This window comes from Mucilaginibacter sp. FW306-07-L (genome assembly GCF_058782065.1).
Genome location: NZ_JBYSXI010000003.1, coordinates 124651 through 141664 on the forward strand (window position 1 = coordinate 124651; position 17014 = coordinate 141664).

Annotated in this window: 17 protein-coding genes; all 17 read right to left on the reverse strand. The window is 44.3% G+C overall.

All coding sequences use genetic code 11. The features are described from left to right. Positions 1 to 44: 44 nt before the first annotated feature. Positions 45 to 854, reverse strand: coding sequence for an OmpA/MotB family protein (locus tag AC3WJC_RS15570; protein WP_492400047.1), 810 nt, complete (start codon positions 852 to 854; stop codon positions 45 to 47). Positions 855 to 857: 3 nt separating this feature from the next. Then, the gene (locus AC3WJC_RS15575; protein WP_492400048.1) at positions 858 to 1523 is read right to left on the reverse strand and encodes a DUF2461 domain-containing protein; all 666 of its coding nucleotides are present in this window, start codon (positions 1521 to 1523) and stop codon (positions 858 to 860) included. A 46-nt stretch (positions 1524 to 1569) separates the two neighbouring features. After that, complete coding sequence (locus tag AC3WJC_RS15580) at positions 1570 to 1848, reverse strand: hypothetical protein (protein WP_492400049.1); 279 nt, start codon at positions 1846 to 1848, stop codon at positions 1570 to 1572. A gap of 13 nt (positions 1849 to 1861) precedes the next feature. After that, positions 1862 to 2434, reverse strand: a complete 573-nt coding sequence (locus AC3WJC_RS15585; RefSeq protein ID WP_492400050.1) for a DUF420 domain-containing protein — start codon at positions 2432 to 2434, stop codon at positions 1862 to 1864. A 9-nt stretch (positions 2435 to 2443) separates the two neighbouring features. Beyond that, positions 2444 to 3106, reverse strand: a complete 663-nt coding sequence (locus AC3WJC_RS15590; protein ID WP_492400051.1) for an SCO family protein — start codon at positions 3104 to 3106, stop codon at positions 2444 to 2446. Positions 3107 to 3144: 38 nt separating this feature from the next. Beyond that, positions 3145 to 3498: a cytochrome C oxidase subunit IV family protein gene (locus AC3WJC_RS15595; protein ID WP_492400052.1), complete on the reverse strand. Its 354-nt coding sequence runs from the start codon at positions 3496 to 3498 to the stop codon at positions 3145 to 3147. A 29-nt stretch (positions 3499 to 3527) separates the two neighbouring features. Beyond that, positions 3528 to 4238 (reverse strand): cytochrome c oxidase subunit 3, encoded by a 711-nt coding sequence (locus AC3WJC_RS15600; RefSeq protein ID WP_492400053.1) that lies wholly within the window; start codon positions 4236 to 4238, stop codon positions 3528 to 3530. Positions 4239 to 4260: 22 nt separating this feature from the next. Next, positions 4261 to 4800: a cytochrome c oxidase subunit 3 gene (locus AC3WJC_RS15605; protein WP_492400054.1), complete on the reverse strand. Its 540-nt coding sequence runs from the start codon at positions 4798 to 4800 to the stop codon at positions 4261 to 4263. Between the two features lie 41 nt (positions 4801 to 4841). Then, positions 4842 to 5717, reverse strand: a complete 876-nt coding sequence (cyoE, locus tag AC3WJC_RS15610) for a heme o synthase (RefSeq protein ID WP_492400055.1) — start codon at positions 5715 to 5717, stop codon at positions 4842 to 4844. Then, positions 5714 to 6772 carry a COX15/CtaA family protein gene (locus tag AC3WJC_RS15615; RefSeq protein WP_492400056.1) on the reverse strand — a complete coding sequence of 353 codons (1059 nt, stop codon included), beginning with the start codon at positions 6770 to 6772 and terminating at the stop codon, positions 5714 to 5716. Before AC3WJC_RS15615 ends, cyoE begins: the two co-directional genes overlap by 4 nt. 91 nt (positions 6773 to 6863) lie before the next feature. Further along, positions 6864 to 8750 carry a cytochrome c oxidase subunit I gene (locus AC3WJC_RS15620; RefSeq protein ID WP_492400057.1) on the reverse strand — a complete coding sequence of 629 codons (1887 nt, stop codon included), beginning with the start codon at positions 8748 to 8750 and terminating at the stop codon, positions 6864 to 6866. 18 nt (positions 8751 to 8768) lie between these two features. Then, positions 8769 to 9935 (reverse strand): cytochrome c oxidase subunit II, encoded by a 1167-nt coding sequence (locus AC3WJC_RS15625; protein WP_492400058.1) that lies wholly within the window; start codon positions 9933 to 9935, stop codon positions 8769 to 8771. 101 nt (positions 9936 to 10036) lie between these two features. After that, a complete protein-coding gene (locus AC3WJC_RS15630) occupies positions 10037 to 11323 on the reverse strand; it encodes a quinol:cytochrome C oxidoreductase (protein ID WP_492400059.1) in 1287 nt (428 codons plus the stop codon). Positions 11324 to 11335: 12 nt separating this feature from the next. Continuing rightward, entirely contained in the window at positions 11336 to 11911 is a 576-nt protein-coding gene (locus AC3WJC_RS15635; protein ID WP_492400060.1) for a c-type cytochrome, read from the reverse strand. Beyond that, positions 11904 to 12440, reverse strand: coding sequence for a DUF3341 domain-containing protein (locus AC3WJC_RS15640; protein WP_492400061.1), 537 nt, complete (start codon positions 12438 to 12440; stop codon positions 11904 to 11906). Before AC3WJC_RS15640 ends, AC3WJC_RS15635 begins: the two co-directional genes overlap by 8 nt. Next, on the reverse strand, positions 12440 to 13915 hold the full coding sequence (gene nrfD / locus AC3WJC_RS15645) for an NrfD/PsrC family molybdoenzyme membrane anchor subunit (RefSeq protein WP_492400062.1): 1476 nt from the start codon (positions 13913 to 13915) through the stop codon (positions 12440 to 12442). The genes AC3WJC_RS15640 and nrfD overlap by 1 nt, the downstream gene beginning before the upstream one ends. A gap of 26 nt (positions 13916 to 13941) precedes the next feature. Further along, positions 13942 to 17010 (reverse strand): TAT-variant-translocated molybdopterin oxidoreductase, encoded by a 3069-nt coding sequence (locus AC3WJC_RS15650; protein ID WP_492400063.1) that lies wholly within the window; start codon positions 17008 to 17010, stop codon positions 13942 to 13944. Positions 17011 to 17014: the final 4 nt, after the last annotated feature.

Sequence of the window (17014 nt, forward strand, 5' to 3'; positions counted from 1 at the left end):
CCTCATGGTTTGAAGCGGCCTCTTCGGGTTTAACACATCTGTAATTATTTAGTGGTTATCAGGTTGTATAATTCATCCAGTTTCGGACTAAGCACTATCTCTATACGCCTATTTCTTGACAGTGCCTCGGGTGTGTTCCCCTGGTCTATCGGCTGGAATTCGCCTTTACCTGTTGCGGTAATACGCGCCGGGTCAATATGTTGCTCCTCGGTTAAAAAGCGGCTTACTGATGTTGCCCGCAATACGCTGAGATCCCAATTATCCTTGATCTGGCCAAGGTTTTTGATCTTCTTGTTATCAGTATGCCCTTCAACAGAAATATTGATGTCTGCCTCTTTGTTTAACACGGCGGCTAACTGTGTAAGCGCCTGTTTGCCCTTATCATCAATTACGATACTCCCTGAAGGGAATAAAAGCTTATCCGTTAAGGAAACATATACCTTACCATTGCGAATATCAACGCTCAAACCACTTTGCTGAAATCCTAACAATGCTTTTTGCAGTTTATTCTTTAACGCGTTTGTCGCTTCATCGCGCTTGCGCAGTATCTCTTCTACCTCTTTTAACCTGGCCTCACGTTTTTGCAGATCGCTTGATAGCTGGTTTACCTTGCTTGAGCTTGCGGTATAATTGTTATTGAGTGTTTTGTAGTTGCCATTCAACTCCGCCAGTTCACGGGTTAACCTGGTTGAATCGCCTTTAAGGCGTGATAGTTCTTCTTCCAGCGTTTCAGAGCGACGGCTCAGCGAATCGATCTGCGCCAGCATGGCCTTGTGTTTTTTAGGCGACAACACCACGCACGACTGGATAGCTAACGCGGCAAATAAGAAAGCGAAAAGGTATTTTATCTTCATAGTTTAAACAATTGCATTATTCAGGAATACATTCAGCGGATAAATGTGGCTGCATAAGGATACTGTTTTGGTAACAATATCTTTCTTCTGCACTTCGCTGTCAGTTAGTTTACGCCAGGCAACAAAGCTTTTTAACTTTAGCAGTTCAATGTTCTCGTTATCAGCAGCGTAATCGCGCGGGTTGGTTTTAAGCTTCTCCTGATCGCGAAAGTTGCCGAACAGCTTAATAAATTCAGGCGCGTCAATAACCTCTTTTAAAGCCTGGGCGTTGTAATCTATCTCCTGCCTTATCGCCTTTAAATGGTTTCCTTCCGGCATCCAGTAGCCACCCGCGATAAAAGAATTACCCGGCTCTATCTGTATATAATACTCAGACCCTCGGCCGCCACTGGTGTTTTGCCGGGGAATAGTTATACCAAAATTCTTTTTATAAGGCGTTTTGTCGGGGCTGAAACGAACGTCGCGGTAAATCCTTAAAACACACTTTTTAGGATCGATGTCCGTATTAATATCGGGGTCTGATTTACCAACTTCCTTAATAACGGCGGCGGCAAATTCTATCACATTCTCCCGGGCTTGGTCGTGGCGGGCCTTGTTGGCCATAAACCAGTCGCGGTTGTTGTTTTGGACGAGTTCCTTTAAAAAATCAAGCGTTTCCTTTTTAATCATCAGGCTATATTAGAGTGCTGACCGCTTGTGCAAAAGAGGGCAGTAATTAATTAAGATGCAGCTTTTCGTTACGCATGTTAAGCTCAACGTTTTCTTTACGGCGATACTTTTTATACCAGATAAAACCGCCTATAGCTGCCGCTATATACGGCATGGCCAGCAGGTAAAGTATGCCGTTGTTTAGCCCGGCTGTTTCGTTACCGCCATTGGTAGCGTCAGATTCTACCGTTGCCGAACACATGGCACATTGCGCCATTACCACATCGCTGCTCAGCAGTATTAAACCGGCAACCATGGCCACAAAAAAAACTTTAAAAGCCTTCATATAACAAAGTTAATTAAAAATGGTAATATGGCGATATCATAAGGTAAACTACCACACCTGTAATCGTAACATACAACCATATCGGGAATGTCCAGCGTACCAGTTTGCGGTGTTTTTCAACCTGCATTTGCAGGCCACGGTAAAAGCTCAGTAATATTAACGGCAGCACACCCGCAGCAAGTATAATATGCGTAATTAAAATTACAAAGTATACATACCGTACACCGCCCACCTGTGCTTTCTCCGCCTCTGATACAATATGATCGCCGTTAATGTCGCCAAAATTGGTTTCAGGTGCCAGATAATGAAACAGTATGTACGATACCAGGAATAAAGATGACAGGCAGAATGCCGCGATGTTAACCCGCTTGTGCATGGCAATATTGCCCTGCTTGATAAAGTATAACGAGATCAACAGTAATATCGAACAGGTGCCGTTAAAAATAGCGTTCAGCTTCGGTAAAAAGTAGGTGAATGATGGCAGCTCGGCAGGGGCTGGTATAATTTTACGGTTGAGGATAATTACAACCAATAAAACAAATACCGATACCGCGGCTACAAAACGAAATATGAACTTATCACTCATGTTAAAAAATCAATTGGGGGCTTTAATTTTACGCAGCTCTTCCGCTATCTGCACCTTTATCTCATCATTCAGCTTATTTACTTCAGGGGCTGATGTAGCGGTGTAATAACCACGAATGTGCTTATTGGCATCAATCAGTATCAGCTTATCGCTAAATACAAACTCCTTATCATTCACTTTAAGCGCGTTCACCAGAAAGCCGTTCCGGGCCAGGTTATATACCGATGTGGTATCGCCTGTTAAAAACAGCCATTTACCCTCGGGTACATCTTTATAGCGGGCAGCATATTTTTTTAATTCTTCGGGCCTGTCATGCTGTGGATCTACCGAGATGGATACAAAGTATACCATGTCATTCTTTCGGTAATTGAGCGCCAGTTTGCGTACGTTATCATTTATATTGCGGCAAACATCCGGGCAGCCGGTATAAAAAAAGCTGGCTACAAATATCTTCTTATCAAAACTGCCTGCTGATACCGTTTTGCCGTCCTGATCGATCAGTTTAAAATCCGGCAGGGTATGATAAGTGGTATCAGGTATCTTTTTGCCATGAAATTTATGGAAGGTGCCTGAAAGCTTTTTAGGGCCAAAATAGTTAAGACCCTTGTAGCGGTTTTTGCCCCCAACGGTAAGTAAATAATATAAAAATCCCGGTACTGCAAGTATGAGCACCAGGATTATCAGTTTTTTTCCTAAGCCGGAATTACGCATTATCTAATCAGATCGATCCAGTGGTGGCTTTCGTTTGTAAGTACAAGTATCAAACCTATAATAAACAATATGGGTACTACCAGTGAGTAGATCAGGCCTACCTTTTCAAACTTTAAGTGCATAAAGTACGCTACGATGTAGAATGCTTTAGCCAGCGTCAGAACGATATAGATCGGGTTAGCTACTGTAATATTGATAATATCGTGCGGAACCAGGTATAACGCTATGATGAACTCAATAACGGTGATACCAAGCAAAATAAAAAATACTTGCCAGATTTTTCCACGGCTCATTGAGGCGTGTTCTTCGTGGCCGTGCTCATCATGTTTATGAGCTTCTGTATGTTGTGACATAGTTTCTTTTTATAAATCAGTTGAAATAATTAAACCAGATAGAAGAAGGTAAATACAAATACCCAAACCAGATCTACAAAGTGCCAGTATAAACCAACCTTTTCAACCATCAGGTAGCTGCCGCGGCGCTGGTAAGTACCAACTAATACGTTGATGAGGATAACGATGTTGATGATAACACCACTAAATACGTGGAAACCATGGAAACCGGTGATTGTAAAAAACAGGTTAGCAAACTGCTGCGTATAGGTAGCAGATGGAGCCATACCGTCTTTAAAGAAATGATCCAACTCCTTCGGAATACTACCCCACCAAAAACCTTCGTGGTGTAAGTGCGCCCATTCCAAAGCCTGGCAACCTAAAAACATGAAACCACCAATAACGGTAGCTACCATCCATCCGGCTACTTCTTTTTTAGCATTACGATGGCCGGCCTCAACGGCTAATACCATAGTAACCGAGCTCATGATGAGTATAAACGTCATGATACCTACGAAAACCAACGGAGCACCGTGGTCAATCATACCCGGAACTGATTGGAAGATCAATTCGGCTGATGGCCATGCATCCGCGCTGAAGCGTAAAGCACCATAAGCTATTAATAATGATGAGAAAGTGAAAGCATCCGATAAAAGGAAGAACCACATCATCATTTTACCGTACTCTACCGAAAAAGGTGAGCGACCACCGGCCCAGGCCGTAGTCTTAACTTGATCAATTTGTGATACTGTTGTACTCATTTGTACTCGTTTGTAGAATTAATTATTTCTGGTTCAAAAGTAAAAAAACATACAGATAAATCCATATAATATCGACAAAATGCCAAAATATAGCCGACATTTCCATCCAAAAGATACGTTTTACCTGTGGTATATTACGGTAGCTCCCTACCAGTGAATTTAAAAGCAACAACAACCCGGCCACTATATGCAGTAGGTGCATACCGGTAAACACATATATAAACGACTGGCTGGCATTAGGGTTTACAAAATAAACGCCCATATTAACCAATTGGCTCCAACCATTAACCTGCAAGGCGAAAAAGGCTATACCCAGCGCTATGGTGATCCATAAAAAGATACGCTGTGTGGTAAATTTTAACTGCTTTGCCGCCCTTGATGCTAAAAACATACTCGCGCTGCTTAAAGCTATTGTTATAGTGCTGTATAAAAATATAGGTGGCATAGTTATACTAAGCCCTCTGCCTTTACCACCAACGTACACTATAAATCCGCTTGTTAATGCCGCGAATATCATGAAAGAGGCGAACACGATCAGCCACATCACAAATTTCTTTGGCATGTAATCTTCTCTATCTTTTTGTTGTATCTGAGCCATTATCATTACACTTTTCCAATAAAATCAAATAAAAACATCAACTGCACTACGGGCAGGTATAAAAATGAGCCATACATCAGGCTCTTGGCCGATTTGATATCCCGGTTACGCATTAGCATAAAACCCTGGTACAAAAACACCAAACTTAACAGCAACGATACGATGCCCACGTAAATACCACCATAGCCATAATAAGTTGGCAACAGGCTCACCGGCAACATAATTATAGTTGAAACAAAGGCGAACACTGCGCTCACCATATCCCGGTTACCCGAAGGCAGCAAGCGGAAACCCGCCAGTTTATAATCATCATCCAACACCCAGGCAATAGCCCAAAAGTGCGGAAACTGCCATACAAACTGTACAGCGAACAATACCAGTGCTATCTGATCAATATCGCCTCCTGTGGAATTATGCCGTGCGGCTACGTAACCAATAAGCGGCGGCAATGCACCCGGTATAGCGCCCACAAAAACCGCTATCGGCGATTTACGCTTTAAGGGAGTGTAAGCGAATGCGTACAGCAATATGGAAAATACTGATAGAAAGCCTGCCGTGGGGTTGAGGCTGCCTAACAGGTAGGTACCAAAAATACCCATAAAAAGGCTTAACACGAGGGCTTGCCCGGTTGTCATGCGCCCGGCAGGGATAGGCCTGTCGGCTGTGCGCTTCATCAACTTATCCAGATCTTTTTCAATGATCTCGTTAAAGCCATTAGCCGCCGAGGTTACCAGGAAACCGCCGATTATCAGCATTACCCAGTTCTTCCATTCAATAACACCGTTTACCTTACTGCCGATCAAAAAGGATATGGAAGCCGAGAACGTTACCAGGAAAGTAAGCCTGAGCTTGATCAGTTTTGAAAAATCCGCCGCTTTCATACTCTACCCCCCTGTATATCAACTGAACGATATAAGTTCAAAAATAAATAAAACTGCGCGCCAAACATTAAACTCGCCAGCAATATGTGCGTAGCCTGCGCGAAAGGTGGCAAAGCCCAATAGGATAACACCACGCCGGTAACGATCTGCAGCATAATCAGCAAAAAGGTTATACTCATAAACTGCTGCTGTATAGAGTGGCGGCTAAAGTTGCGCCTAAGCAATGCATAAAGCAATACGTTAACTATCAGCACCAACAAGGCCAGTGTACGATGGCTGTTAAATATCTCGCCGGCGTTTGCTACCCATGTTTCGCGGTAACCGCCTAACAGGTGATCTGATATGGAATCTATCTTTTCGCGCACCTCTGTACCTATTGCAATTTGGATCAATGATAGCATCAAAGCTATTACGGTAATCACGTAAATAATACCCTTTTTATGAATACGCGGCCTGCCCAACGTTTTAGCTATATGGTAAGTTGTTATGCTGATAGCCAATATAGCAATGGCCAGTAACATGTGTACTGTAACTATCCAGGCCACTAAGTTGGTTGACACCACGATGGAACCCAGCCAGGCCTGATAAACTACCAAAAAAAGGTTTAACACACTCAATATAACAATCAGCTTACTGCTGCGCCAGTATTGAAATGAGTAGATGGCACTAAGCAATAAAAATATACCGCATACAGCGCCTACCAACCGGTTAATATATTCTGTCCACGTTTTGGCGGCGTTAAACTCCTCGGGTATTAATATCGAGCGGTCTTCACGTATACGTTTGGCCATATCGTTGTAGCCAAAAAAGTCGAGTGTTTTGGCAAAACGCTGGTTTTTTAACTCACGCTTTTGTACGTATTGCTCCTTATAATCTTTAGGTAGCTGCGATGCATCAGTAGGCGGAATGTATTGCCCGAAGCATTTAGGCCAGTCCGGGCATCCCATGCCCGAGCCGCTGCTCCGTACTACCCCACCGGCCAGTATCGTTAAAAAAAGCAAAACAACAGTGATAAGGGTTATCGTCTGAAATCTGTTCTTTGCTTTGTTGTTCATTTATAATTCCTAAAAATTTAGGGTACCTGCCAGGGAATAAATAACTCCGGTACAGATACCCTAATAAGATCAGATCAGTAAACAGGAAAGCTTATTTTACTTCCTCGTTAGATCTTTGTGTATTTGTCCATTTGTTGTACTCATCCATACCGATCGGATTATTTTCAAAATCGTGCGGCAGGTTTGAGCTCATTGTTTCAGAATAAGGCACGGTTTGAGGGATAAAGTCCTCATCGTGGCCCGGTTTGCTGTAATCATACGGCCAACGGTAAACGGTTGGGATCTCGCCCGGCCAGTTACCGTGGATGCGCTCAACAGGTGTAGTCCACTCCAGTGTATTTGAACCCCATGGATTCTGCGTAGTTTTTTTACCGAAGAATATAGAGTAAAAGAAGTTGAACAGGAATGCCACTTGCGCTACGGCAGCCATAATAGCGGCCCAGGTAATAAAGGTATTAACTGATAACCAACGCTCAAATGATTCAAACTCAGTGAAAGCGTAATAACGGCGTGGTACACCATCCAGACCCATAAAGTGCATTGGGAAGAACACCAGGTAAGCACCGATAAAGGTGATCCAGAAGTGTAGGTAACCCAGTTTCTCGTCCATTAAACGGCCGAACATTTTAGGGAACCAGTGGTAAACACCTGCAAGCATACCAAATATAGCTGCCGAACCCATTACCAGGTGGAAGTGGGCAACAACAAAGTAAGTATCGTGCAGGTTAATATCCAGAGCAGCGTTACCCAGGTAAATACCGGTTAAACCACCAGAGATAAAGAATGATACCAGGCCAACAGCGAACATCATGGCCGGTGTAAACCGGATGTTGCCTCGCCAAAGCGTAGCCAGGTAGTTGAATGTTTTAACCGCCGATGGTACTGCGATGATCAGCGTAGTGATCATGAACACACCACCCAAAAACGGATTCATACCTGTTACAAACATGTGGTGCCCCCATACGATGAACGATAGTACGGTAATACCTATCAGTGAATAAACCATCGCGTGGTAACCGAAGATCGGTTTACGTGAATTGGTCGCTATAATTTCAGATGAGATACCCAGTGCAGGCATAATCACGATATATACTTCCGGGTGACCCAGGAACCAGAACAAATGCTGGAACAAAATAGGGCTGCCACCTTCAAAAGGCTGAGGTACGCCACCCAATACGATGTCAGACAGGTAGAAGCTGGTACCTACGCTACGGTCAAATATCAGCAATACAACACCGGCAACCAGTACCGGGAATGCTAATACACCTAATATAGCGGTAAGGAAGAAAGCCCAGATAGTTAAAGGCATTTTCCAAAGGTCCATACCTTTTGTACGCATGTTTAATACAGTACTTACATAGTTTATACCACCCATTAACTGTGATGCCACAAACATAACCATACTTACCAGCCACAAAGTCATACCCATATCTGAACCGGGCATCGCTTTAGGCAAGGCAGAAAGCGGTGGGTAGATCGTCCAACCCGGACCGGCAGGGCCTTTCTCAACAAAGAAAGAACCTATCATTACTAAACTCGCTAAAAAGAATAACCAGTACGAAAGCATGTTCATGAACGGCGATGCCATGTCACGTGCGCCTAATTGTAATGGGATAAGCAGGTTACTGAATGTACCTGATAAACCGGCTGTTAACACAAAGAATACCATGATGGTACCGTGTATGGTTACTAACGACAGGTAGAAGTTAGGGTCCATACGGCCTTCAGGCGCGAAACGGCCTAAAATGGTCTCCATTAAAGGGAATGCTTTATCAGGATATGCTAACTGTATCCGGAAAAGGATGGACAATAGCATAGCAAATACTGCCATTATAATACCTGTAATAAGGAATTGCTTGGCAATCATTTTATGGTCCTGGCTAAATATGTATTTAGTCAGAAAAGTATCATGATGATGTTCGTGACCGTGTTCGTCGTGGTGTACTCCGTGATGATCCTGAACTGATAATGTTGACATAATCGCTAATTCTATATATTAATTGTTTAATGCTAACCTGTTTTCCGGCTTCTCTTCTTTTTGCTCTGTTTCAGCAAAATGTAACTCTTTCTTCAACGCATCGCTCAGATAAGGTTTTTGCTGTGCAAGCCATTTTTGGTACTCGGCCTCGGTAACTACCCGTACAACCTTTTGCATGTTATAGTGGCCGCCACCGCAAATTTTGTTGCAGTAAAGCAGGTACTCAAATTTCGCATTATCTTCTTTAGCCTTCATCTCACGAGTAGTAACTGTAGGCGTAAATTTAAAGTAAGTTGGTAAGCCCGGTACAGCATTTAACTGAACACGGAAGTGCGGCATATAAACGCTATGGATCACATCCTGAGCGTGGATATTTAAGCGGATAGATTTATTAACCGGAACAACCAGTGTATCGGCCATTAAATCGTCCATTGAGTTTTTATCCTTAAAATCAACACCTACCTTGTTGGTACCGCTTACCAGCTTGTAGTTCATTTTACCTAACTTTTGGTCTTTGCCCGGGTAACGCAGTTCCCATGCAAACTGGTGGCCAACTACCTCAACGTTAATAGAGGCCGGTTCACCTTCGGCATCCACACTGTTAGTGATCTTTCTCCAGGTAGTAAAACCAAATACCACTAACACGGTAAGCACAATAGCAGGGGCAATTGTCCAAGCGGCTTCAATGGCGTTATTATGCGGATAATAGGTTGCTTTGCGCTTATCAGATCCACGGTATTGGAACAAAAAGCCGAACAGTAATATCTGTGTAACTATAAACACAACAACCGTAATACCAAAGGTAATGAAGAACATGGTATCAAGGCTTTCACCATGTACTGAAGCGGCTGAAGGCAATATCATTGCACCTTGTGTGGTGAATGACCAGTATGAACCGTATAAGCCAAATATCAGGAATAATAAGAACAGGATACCTGTGATGTTATTCCAGTTCATTGGTTTTTTACCCTGGATCTGTTTAGTAAGATCGTACACACGCAGAATTTTACCAACAATGGCAACCGCTAAACATACCACTAAAAATAGCAGAACATAATAAAACGGGCCTGCCCATACACTTGGTTTGTCAGCGGCATTGGCAACTGCGGCTGGAGCACCTTCTGCGGCTTTGGTTGTTGATTCAACCTGTGCCATAAGCACCTGGGTGCCAAAAAGGGTCAGCATCGCAAATAGCGAAAGTAGTTTTTTAGAATTTATAAGTTTTTTGAATGCCATTTTACTGCTTTGTTTGGTATTCTGTAGTTTGAGTGCAAAGTTAACAATATTTATATGTGGTGATGTAAGCTCTCCTCAAGGAACGGATGTTTTTTAGGGATCAGTGATTTAAACTTGCTTAACGAATTGAATGTGAAGAAAGTAAGTAAACCAACAAAACCTACGGCGATAAACAGTTCCTGGATGCCGTACAGATCCCAGATATGAACTTCGTGGCCCGGCTCATGGTGAATAGTGCCCGGCATTACCATCAGGTAAAAATCAAGCCAGTGGCCTACCAGGATCACGGTAGCGGTTAGTTTTAATCTGCCGCCTATACGCTTGGCATCGCGAGACATTAACAGTAACAATGGAGCCAAGAAGTTTAACACAATATTTAACCAGAACCACCATTTGTATTCAGGCTCCCAACGTTTGTAAAAGTAAACGGTTTCTTCAGGCATGTTGGCATACCAGATCAGGAAGAACTGAGAGAACCATACATAAGTCCAGAAGATAGAGAAGGCGAACATCAGTTTACCTAAATCGTGCAGGTGGTTATCAGTAACCCATTGCATGTAACCCTTGTTACGCAGGTACAATACGATCAGGGTGATTACTGCTAACCCGCTTACGTGCATGGCAGCAAGGTTGTACCAGCCAAACATAGTAGAGAACCAGTGTGCCTCTAATGACATGATACTGTCAAACGCGAATATCGGGAAGGTGAAACCAAAGATCACCAGGAATATACACGACATTTTAAAGCTCTTGTTGTAGTTGAACATTCCACCCAACTCATCTTCATTGGTTGAGTATTTAACCAGCAGGTGGCCAAACAGGGAGTATAGGAAAGTTAAACCAACAATTACGATAAAGAAAACAGGTATGTTAAGGAATGCTGATTTACCGGCGATAAGCGGATCATAATGCTCACTGTTAACATCAGTTAAACCATGAGCAGCCCAGTGGCCATAAAGGTAGGGCATAACTTCTTTATGGCCTTCCTCATTTACAACCTCATGTGTGGTAAATAAACCCGCGGCGGCAACAACTATCATGATAACAGCGGCAACCGGCAGTACTTTTGCCATAGCCTGCGGTACACGCAGTATAGAGGCTGACCAACCGGCCTGCGCCACATATTGGTAAGCTAAAAAGAATACAGCGGCTGTACATACACACGCAAAGTAATAGCTCATAAGCAATAAGTTACTGAACGTGCGTTGTATTGAATCTCCGCCGGCCAAAAAACCGAAGGCAACTCCCACCACGCCAATAACTATGGCTATTAAACTCCAGGTTTTTATCTTACCTGAAAATTCGTATCGTTCGTCAATACTTGTATGAGTACCCATTAATATAAAGTATTATAAAGTTTGTAAATGGTGAACATAGGCTACTACTTTCCAACGCTCCTGCGGCGACAGTTGCGAAGCATAAGAACCCATTGCGTTTACACCGTAAGTGATTGTATGATAAATTTTACCATCGGTCAGGTCTTTCATGGCACCACCGCGTGATGACTGCCCTTTTGAGTATGATGGCGGCGCAGGGTAACCATGTGCTACCACTAAACCGTCGCCCTGGCCTGTTGCGCCATGGCATGGCGAGCAAAAATGCAGGTACAATACTTTACCATCCTCAAAATTCTTTTTGCTGGCAGCAAGCGTGCTTTTAACCACAACGCTGGCACTATCATAACCACCTTTAGTGTTCGGAAAATCAAAACGGGTAAAGCCTACCGGTATAGTACCTTTAGGTGGAACCTGCGCGGTTTTACCATCGGCAAAGTTAGGGTTAGCCTGATCCGGATCATACGCTATATGCCTGTACATATTAGGCGCATATTCCCAACCTGTACTTCTTTTATCCTTGCATGAGGTAACTAATATTGATGCAGCGATAGAGAAGGCTGTTATACCTAATATCTTAATTTTATTCATAGCTAACATACTTCCTTTCGTTATGCTTAATTTCAACAGCTCCAGCTTCTTTTAACAAATTGGTTATATCCTCGTGTGGTATGTTTCCTTTAGCGTCAACTGCGATTATAAACCTGTCGTCAGTCGCCCTTAGATCCATTACACGTGGTGCACGGCCCGGAAACAGGTGTGTAGCTGCAAAAAAGGTAAACACCATACCAAAGGCGGTCCATAAAATGGTCCACTCAAAGGTAAAAGGTACAAATACCGGCATCGGGAAGTTTGGCTTACCGCCAATGTTCATCGGCCAATCATGCACCAGGGTATAATAAACAATGCTGAATATGACGGTTGCGCCCAGGCAGCCAAAGCAAAATGCGGCATAACCTAAGCGAGAATCCTTGATACCTAATTTAGCTTCGATACCGTGTATAGGCATTGGCGAATACACATCATAAATAGGTATGCTGTTTTTTTGTAGCTTTTCGATCCCGTGCATCATATCATCCGGATCGTCAAAATGACCTAATATAAATTTAGTGCTGCTCATTATTTTATTGTTTGGTAGTCTGCCAGGTCAACACTGTCATACTTCTTTAACGCATCTGTATAATCTTTCACTTGTTCCGGATCAAGGTGTCCTTCTGTGATCAGCTTCTTCTTAGCCTGCTCGCTTGATGATTTCAGTAGCAGTTTCACCTCGGCCATCGCCACTGAAGGCAGGAAGCGGATGAACAGCAGGAACATGGTAAAGAACAAACCGATAGATCCGATGAACACACCCACGTCAACCCAGCTTGGATAGAACATTACCCAGCTTGATGGGATATAATCGCGGTGAAGTGAGGTAACGATGATCACGAAACGCTCAAACCACATACCGATGTTCACCACGATTGAAAGCGCCCATGAGAATGGAATGCTTGTACGTAGTTTTTTGAACCAGAATAGCTGCGGAGAGATCACGTTACATGACATCATACTCCAGTACGCCCACCAGTAAGGGCCGGTTGCACGGTTGATGAATGCGTATTGCTCATACTCAACACCTGAATACCATGCGATGAAGAACTCTGTTAAGTAAGCCACACCTACTATTGAACCGGTAAGCGTGATGATCTTGTTCATTGACTCGATGTGGAACATCGTAATATAGTTTTCAAGACCTAATACTTTACGCGTAACCAGCAACAGGGTTTGTACCATGGCGAAACCGGAGAAGATCGCACCCGCAACAAAGTATGGCGGGAAGATGGTGGTGTGCCATCCCGGTTCAAGCGAGGTTGCAAAGTCAAATGATACGATGGTGTGTACCGAAAGTACCAGTGGCGTTGATATACCGGCGAGGATAAGCGATACGGTTTCAAAACGCTGCCAGGTTTTTACTGAACCCGACCAGCCGAATGATAATATAGAATAGATACGACGGCGAAGGCCCGGTACTGCACGGTCACGAATGGTTGCGATATCCGGCAATAAACCGGTGTACCAGAATACTAATGATACCGAGAAGTAAGTAGAGATCGCGAATACGTCCATCATCAGTGCCGAGTTCCAGTTTACCCAAAGTACATACTGGTTTGGCAGTGGTAAAGTAAAGTATGCCAACCACGGGCGGCCCATGTGCGCTACAATGTAGGTAGCGGCGCAAATTACCGCGAAGATGGTCATCGCCTCGGCAGAACGGTTGATGGAGTTGCGCCAGTTTTGACGGAACAACAATAATACCGCCGAGATAAGCGTACCGGCGTGGCCGATACCTACCCACCATACGAAGCCGGTAATATCCCAAGCCCAGCCTACGGTTTTGTTAAGGCCCCACTCACCTAAACCATACCAAAAGGTAAGGCTGATGCTAACTACCCAAAGCATAGCACCCAGGCAGGCTACAACAAAACCTATCCACCAGGCTTTGTTTGGTTTATTTTCTACAGGGAGTAAAACCTCGTTAGTTATCTGGGCATAGGTGATGTTCTTGCCCGTAATTAACGGTTCCCTGATTATTGATTCACTGTGAGATGCCATATATATTATATCTCTGTTTGTAATAATTAAGCTAATTCGTTTTCAATAGTGTTCCTAACCTTTACCTGGTAACCAATACCCGGTTGTACGTTAAGCTCCTGTAACACATAATAAGTTCTTTCGCTCTTTAATGCTTTTGAAAGTTCTGAGTTAGGATCATTTGCGTTACCGAATATGATAGCGTTTGCTGTACAGGTTTGCTGACAGGCCACTTTGATCTCGCCATCAGTAAGCGGACGTTTTTCAATTTTAGCTTTCAGTTTACCGGCTTGTATACGTTGTACGCACATTGAGCATTTCTCCATTACACCACGGAAACGTGTAGTAACGTCAGGGTTTAATACCAGTTGCGTATGCTCGTTTTGCAGGTAGTTATCAAAACGTGAATCATTCCAGTAGTTAAACCAGTTAAAGCGGCGTACTTTATAAGGGCAGTTGTTAGCGCAGTAACGGGTACCAACGCAACGGTTGTAAGCCATTTGGTTCAAACCTTCTGATGAGTGTACGGTAGCCAGTACCGGGCACACGGTTTCGCAAGGGGCGTGGTCGCAATGCTGGCACAGCATCGGCTGGTGCACTACGGTAACGTTGTCAAGATCTTCCAGTTTGGCAATCTCTTTCTCCTTGGTCACCAGGCCTGTTTCCTCGTCAGCGGCGGCTTTTCCGTTTTTCTCAAAGCTGTAGTAACGGTCAATACGGATCCAGTGCATTTCACGACGGCGGCGAACCTCGTCCTTACCTACAACAGGAATATTATTTTCAACGTTACAAGCTACGATACAAGCACCGCAACCGGTACAGGCGTTAAGGTCGATGGCCATTTTCCAGTCATAAACCGGGCGCTCATGCGTATCCCACAGATCGTATGTTTTATGCTCCTTACCGTGGTCAGAACCGGCGGCAGGGTCTTTAACAAATTCTTTTAGGCTAACCTCACGTACCACATCACGGCCTTCGTATGAATGGTGTGTTTGTGTTTGCGCGAGCGGCGATACCTCACCGGTTTTTGATATAGTAGCAACCAGTGTTTTACCGATAGTACCATTGCTATAGCTGGCAAAAGGATAAGCGTTTTTACCAACGTTGTTACCTACCAGCCCTGAGTGTGTACGGCCGTAACCTACAGCTACCGAAACAGTGCCTTGTGCCTGACCCGGCTGGAATAATACCGGTACTTCAATAGAATAGCCGTTTGCCTCTATCTTTACTACGTCGCCTTCTGAAAGGCCCATCTTCTCGGCTGATTTTGGCGCAAGGGCAGCGTAGTTATCCCAGGTAACTTTTGATACCGAATCCGGCAGCTCCTGTAACCATGGGTTATTGGCATAGCTACCATCACCAACGGCTGTGTTAATGTAAAGCTGAACTTCAACCTTATCATCACCGCTTGCAGCAAGCTTAGCGCTGTTTGAGGCGATCAGTTGAGCGGCAGCACCTACATTGGCAGTGCTTGTAGCCGGGGTAGCCGGTTTTGGTGTAGTTTTAACAAAGCCGGTTTGCAGTAAGGTTTCCCAACCGCTCTGGCCTGATAAACCACCTAAAGTAAGCAGGTTGCTAACCCAGTTATTACGTACGTAAGCGTAGTAATCAGTAACCGGGTTTTCGCTCCACACCAGTAAGCTTTGCTCTGCCTGGCGGGTGTTATATACCGGGTTGATGGTTGGCTGTACTATGGTGTAATAACCTGATATCGCGTTATCATCACCCCATGATTCAAGGTAGTGGTGGTTTGGCGCTATCACATTGGCTAAAACAGCGGTTTCGTCTTTTTGGCTTGAGAAGGAAACTTTAAGTTTGATCTTACCTAAAGCATCCTTAACATCTTTTTGATTAAAGTAATCGTAAGCAGGGTTAGCGTTCAGAAAGATGGCTGCGCCAACTTCACCGCGTTTTGCTTCGTTTATAAAGGCTACGAATTGCGCATCGTTACCTTTGTATTGATTTGAAGGATTATCCAGATCGATAGTAGCTCCGTAGCTGCCTAATAGGCTGTTTATGGCATTAGCCACAACCTGGTTAGCCACTTCGTTTGAACCTGCTACTACAAGCGCTTTACCCTTAGCGGCAAGCAACTCCTTAGCGGCAAGCGCTACGGCTGTTTGCGCTTTTGCGCTTTCCAGCTTTTTAGTACCCGGAAGCGTGGTGCCTGATATCGCGTTATAAAGTGCTACCAATACCAAGCCTTCTTCAGATACTTTTACCGGGATACGGGCATCGGCGTTAGTACCGGTGACGCTCATACCGCTTTCAAACTGAATGTGGCGCGACATTTTTTTAGACTCAAGCGCCTTGCTGCCACGGTTTGATACGTATTGTTTGGTAAACTCCTCGCCTGAGATCCATGAACCCAGGAAATCTGCACCTACGCTAACAATTACGTCGGCCTTATCAAAGTTATAGTGAGGCAACACCGCTTTGCCAAAGCTTTGCTGGTTAGCCTGTATAATACCTGTGTACGAAAACGCATCGTAATTGATGTGTGCCGCGGCAGGGTATTTAGCAATAAAATCATTAATTACCGCCTGGGTTGAAGGGCTGTGAACCGTTGAACTGATGATGCGGATCTTTTTACCGCCGGCTTGTGCAGCCGCCAGTTGTTGTTTAACAAAAGTATCCACTTCATCCCAACCTGCATCGCTGCCGTTTAATTGCGGGTCCTTAAGGCGGTTGGTATCATATAAATCAAGTACCGAAGCCTGTGCCTGCGCGCTCAAACCACCACCGGCTAAAAGGTCGCCGGGGTTACCTTCAACTTTAATAGGGCGGCCCTCGCGGGTTTTAACCAATATGGCGTGGCCATTATAGGTTGAAGTATAGTAGTTGGCCACACCCGGGGTAACCTCTTCAGGTTTAATAAGGTATGGTATTGATTTATGTACAGGCACTTTTTGGCAGGCAGCCAGTGTAACGGCACCCACACCAAAGCCCAGTGCTTTAAGGAAATCACGGCGCGGAGTTCGTGAAGCAAGGCCTGCACCGCTCAGCACTTCCTCAATCGGAAGCGGCTCGGCAAACTCGTGCTTGTTTTTCTCAACAAATTCCGGCGTTCTGTTTAGCTCTTCTAAACCTTTCCAGTATTTTTTATTGCTATCCATTTAA

Excerpts from the sequence above, each read along its gene's own strand:
- AC3WJC_RS15570 (WP_492400047.1), bottom strand. The coding sequence starts at position 854 with ATGAAGATAAAATACCTTTTCGCTTTCTTATTTGCCGCGTTAGCTATC.
- AC3WJC_RS15575 (WP_492400048.1), bottom strand. The coding sequence starts at position 1,523 with ATGATTAAAAAGGAAACGCTTGATTTTTTAAAGGAACTCGTCCAAAAC.
- AC3WJC_RS15580 (WP_492400049.1), bottom strand. The coding sequence starts at position 1,848 with ATGAAGGCTTTTAAAGTTTTTTTTGTGGCCATGGTTGCCGGTTTAATA.
- AC3WJC_RS15585 (WP_492400050.1), bottom strand. The coding sequence starts at position 2,434 with ATGAGTGATAAGTTCATATTTCGTTTTGTAGCCGCGGTATCGGTATTT.
- AC3WJC_RS15595 (WP_492400052.1), bottom strand. The coding sequence starts at position 3,498 with ATGTCACAACATACAGAAGCTCATAAACATGATGAGCACGGCCACGAA.
- AC3WJC_RS15600 (WP_492400053.1), bottom strand. The coding sequence starts at position 4,238 with ATGAGTACAACAGTATCACAAATTGATCAAGTTAAGACTACGGCCTGG.
- AC3WJC_RS15605 (WP_492400054.1), bottom strand. The coding sequence starts at position 4,800 with ATGCCAAAGAAATTTGTGATGTGGCTGATCGTGTTCGCCTCTTTCATG.
- cyoE (WP_492400055.1), bottom strand. The coding sequence starts at position 5,717 with ATGAAAGCGGCGGATTTTTCAAAACTGATCAAGCTCAGGCTTACTTTC.
- AC3WJC_RS15615 (WP_492400056.1), bottom strand. The coding sequence starts at position 6,772 with ATGAACAACAAAGCAAAGAACAGATTTCAGACGATAACCCTTATCACT.
- AC3WJC_RS15620 (WP_492400057.1), bottom strand. The coding sequence starts at position 8,750 with ATGTCAACATTATCAGTTCAGGATCATCACGGAGTACACCACGACGAA.
- AC3WJC_RS15625 (WP_492400058.1), bottom strand. The coding sequence starts at position 9,935 with ATGCTGACCCTTTTTGGCACCCAGGTGCTTATGGCACAGGTTGAATCA.
- AC3WJC_RS15630 (WP_492400059.1), bottom strand. The coding sequence starts at position 11,323 with ATGGGTACTCATACAAGTATTGACGAACGATACGAATTTTCAGGTAAG.
- AC3WJC_RS15635 (WP_492400060.1), bottom strand. The coding sequence starts at position 11,911 with ATGAATAAAATTAAGATATTAGGTATAACAGCCTTCTCTATCGCTGCA.
- AC3WJC_RS15640 (WP_492400061.1), bottom strand. The coding sequence starts at position 12,440 with ATGAGCAGCACTAAATTTATATTAGGTCATTTTGACGATCCGGATGAT.
- nrfD (WP_492400062.1), bottom strand. The coding sequence starts at position 13,915 with ATGGCATCTCACAGTGAATCAATAATCAGGGAACCGTTAATTACGGGC.
- AC3WJC_RS15650 (WP_492400063.1), bottom strand. The coding sequence starts at position 17,010 with ATGGATAGCAATAAAAAATACTGGAAAGGTTTAGAAGAGCTAAACAGA.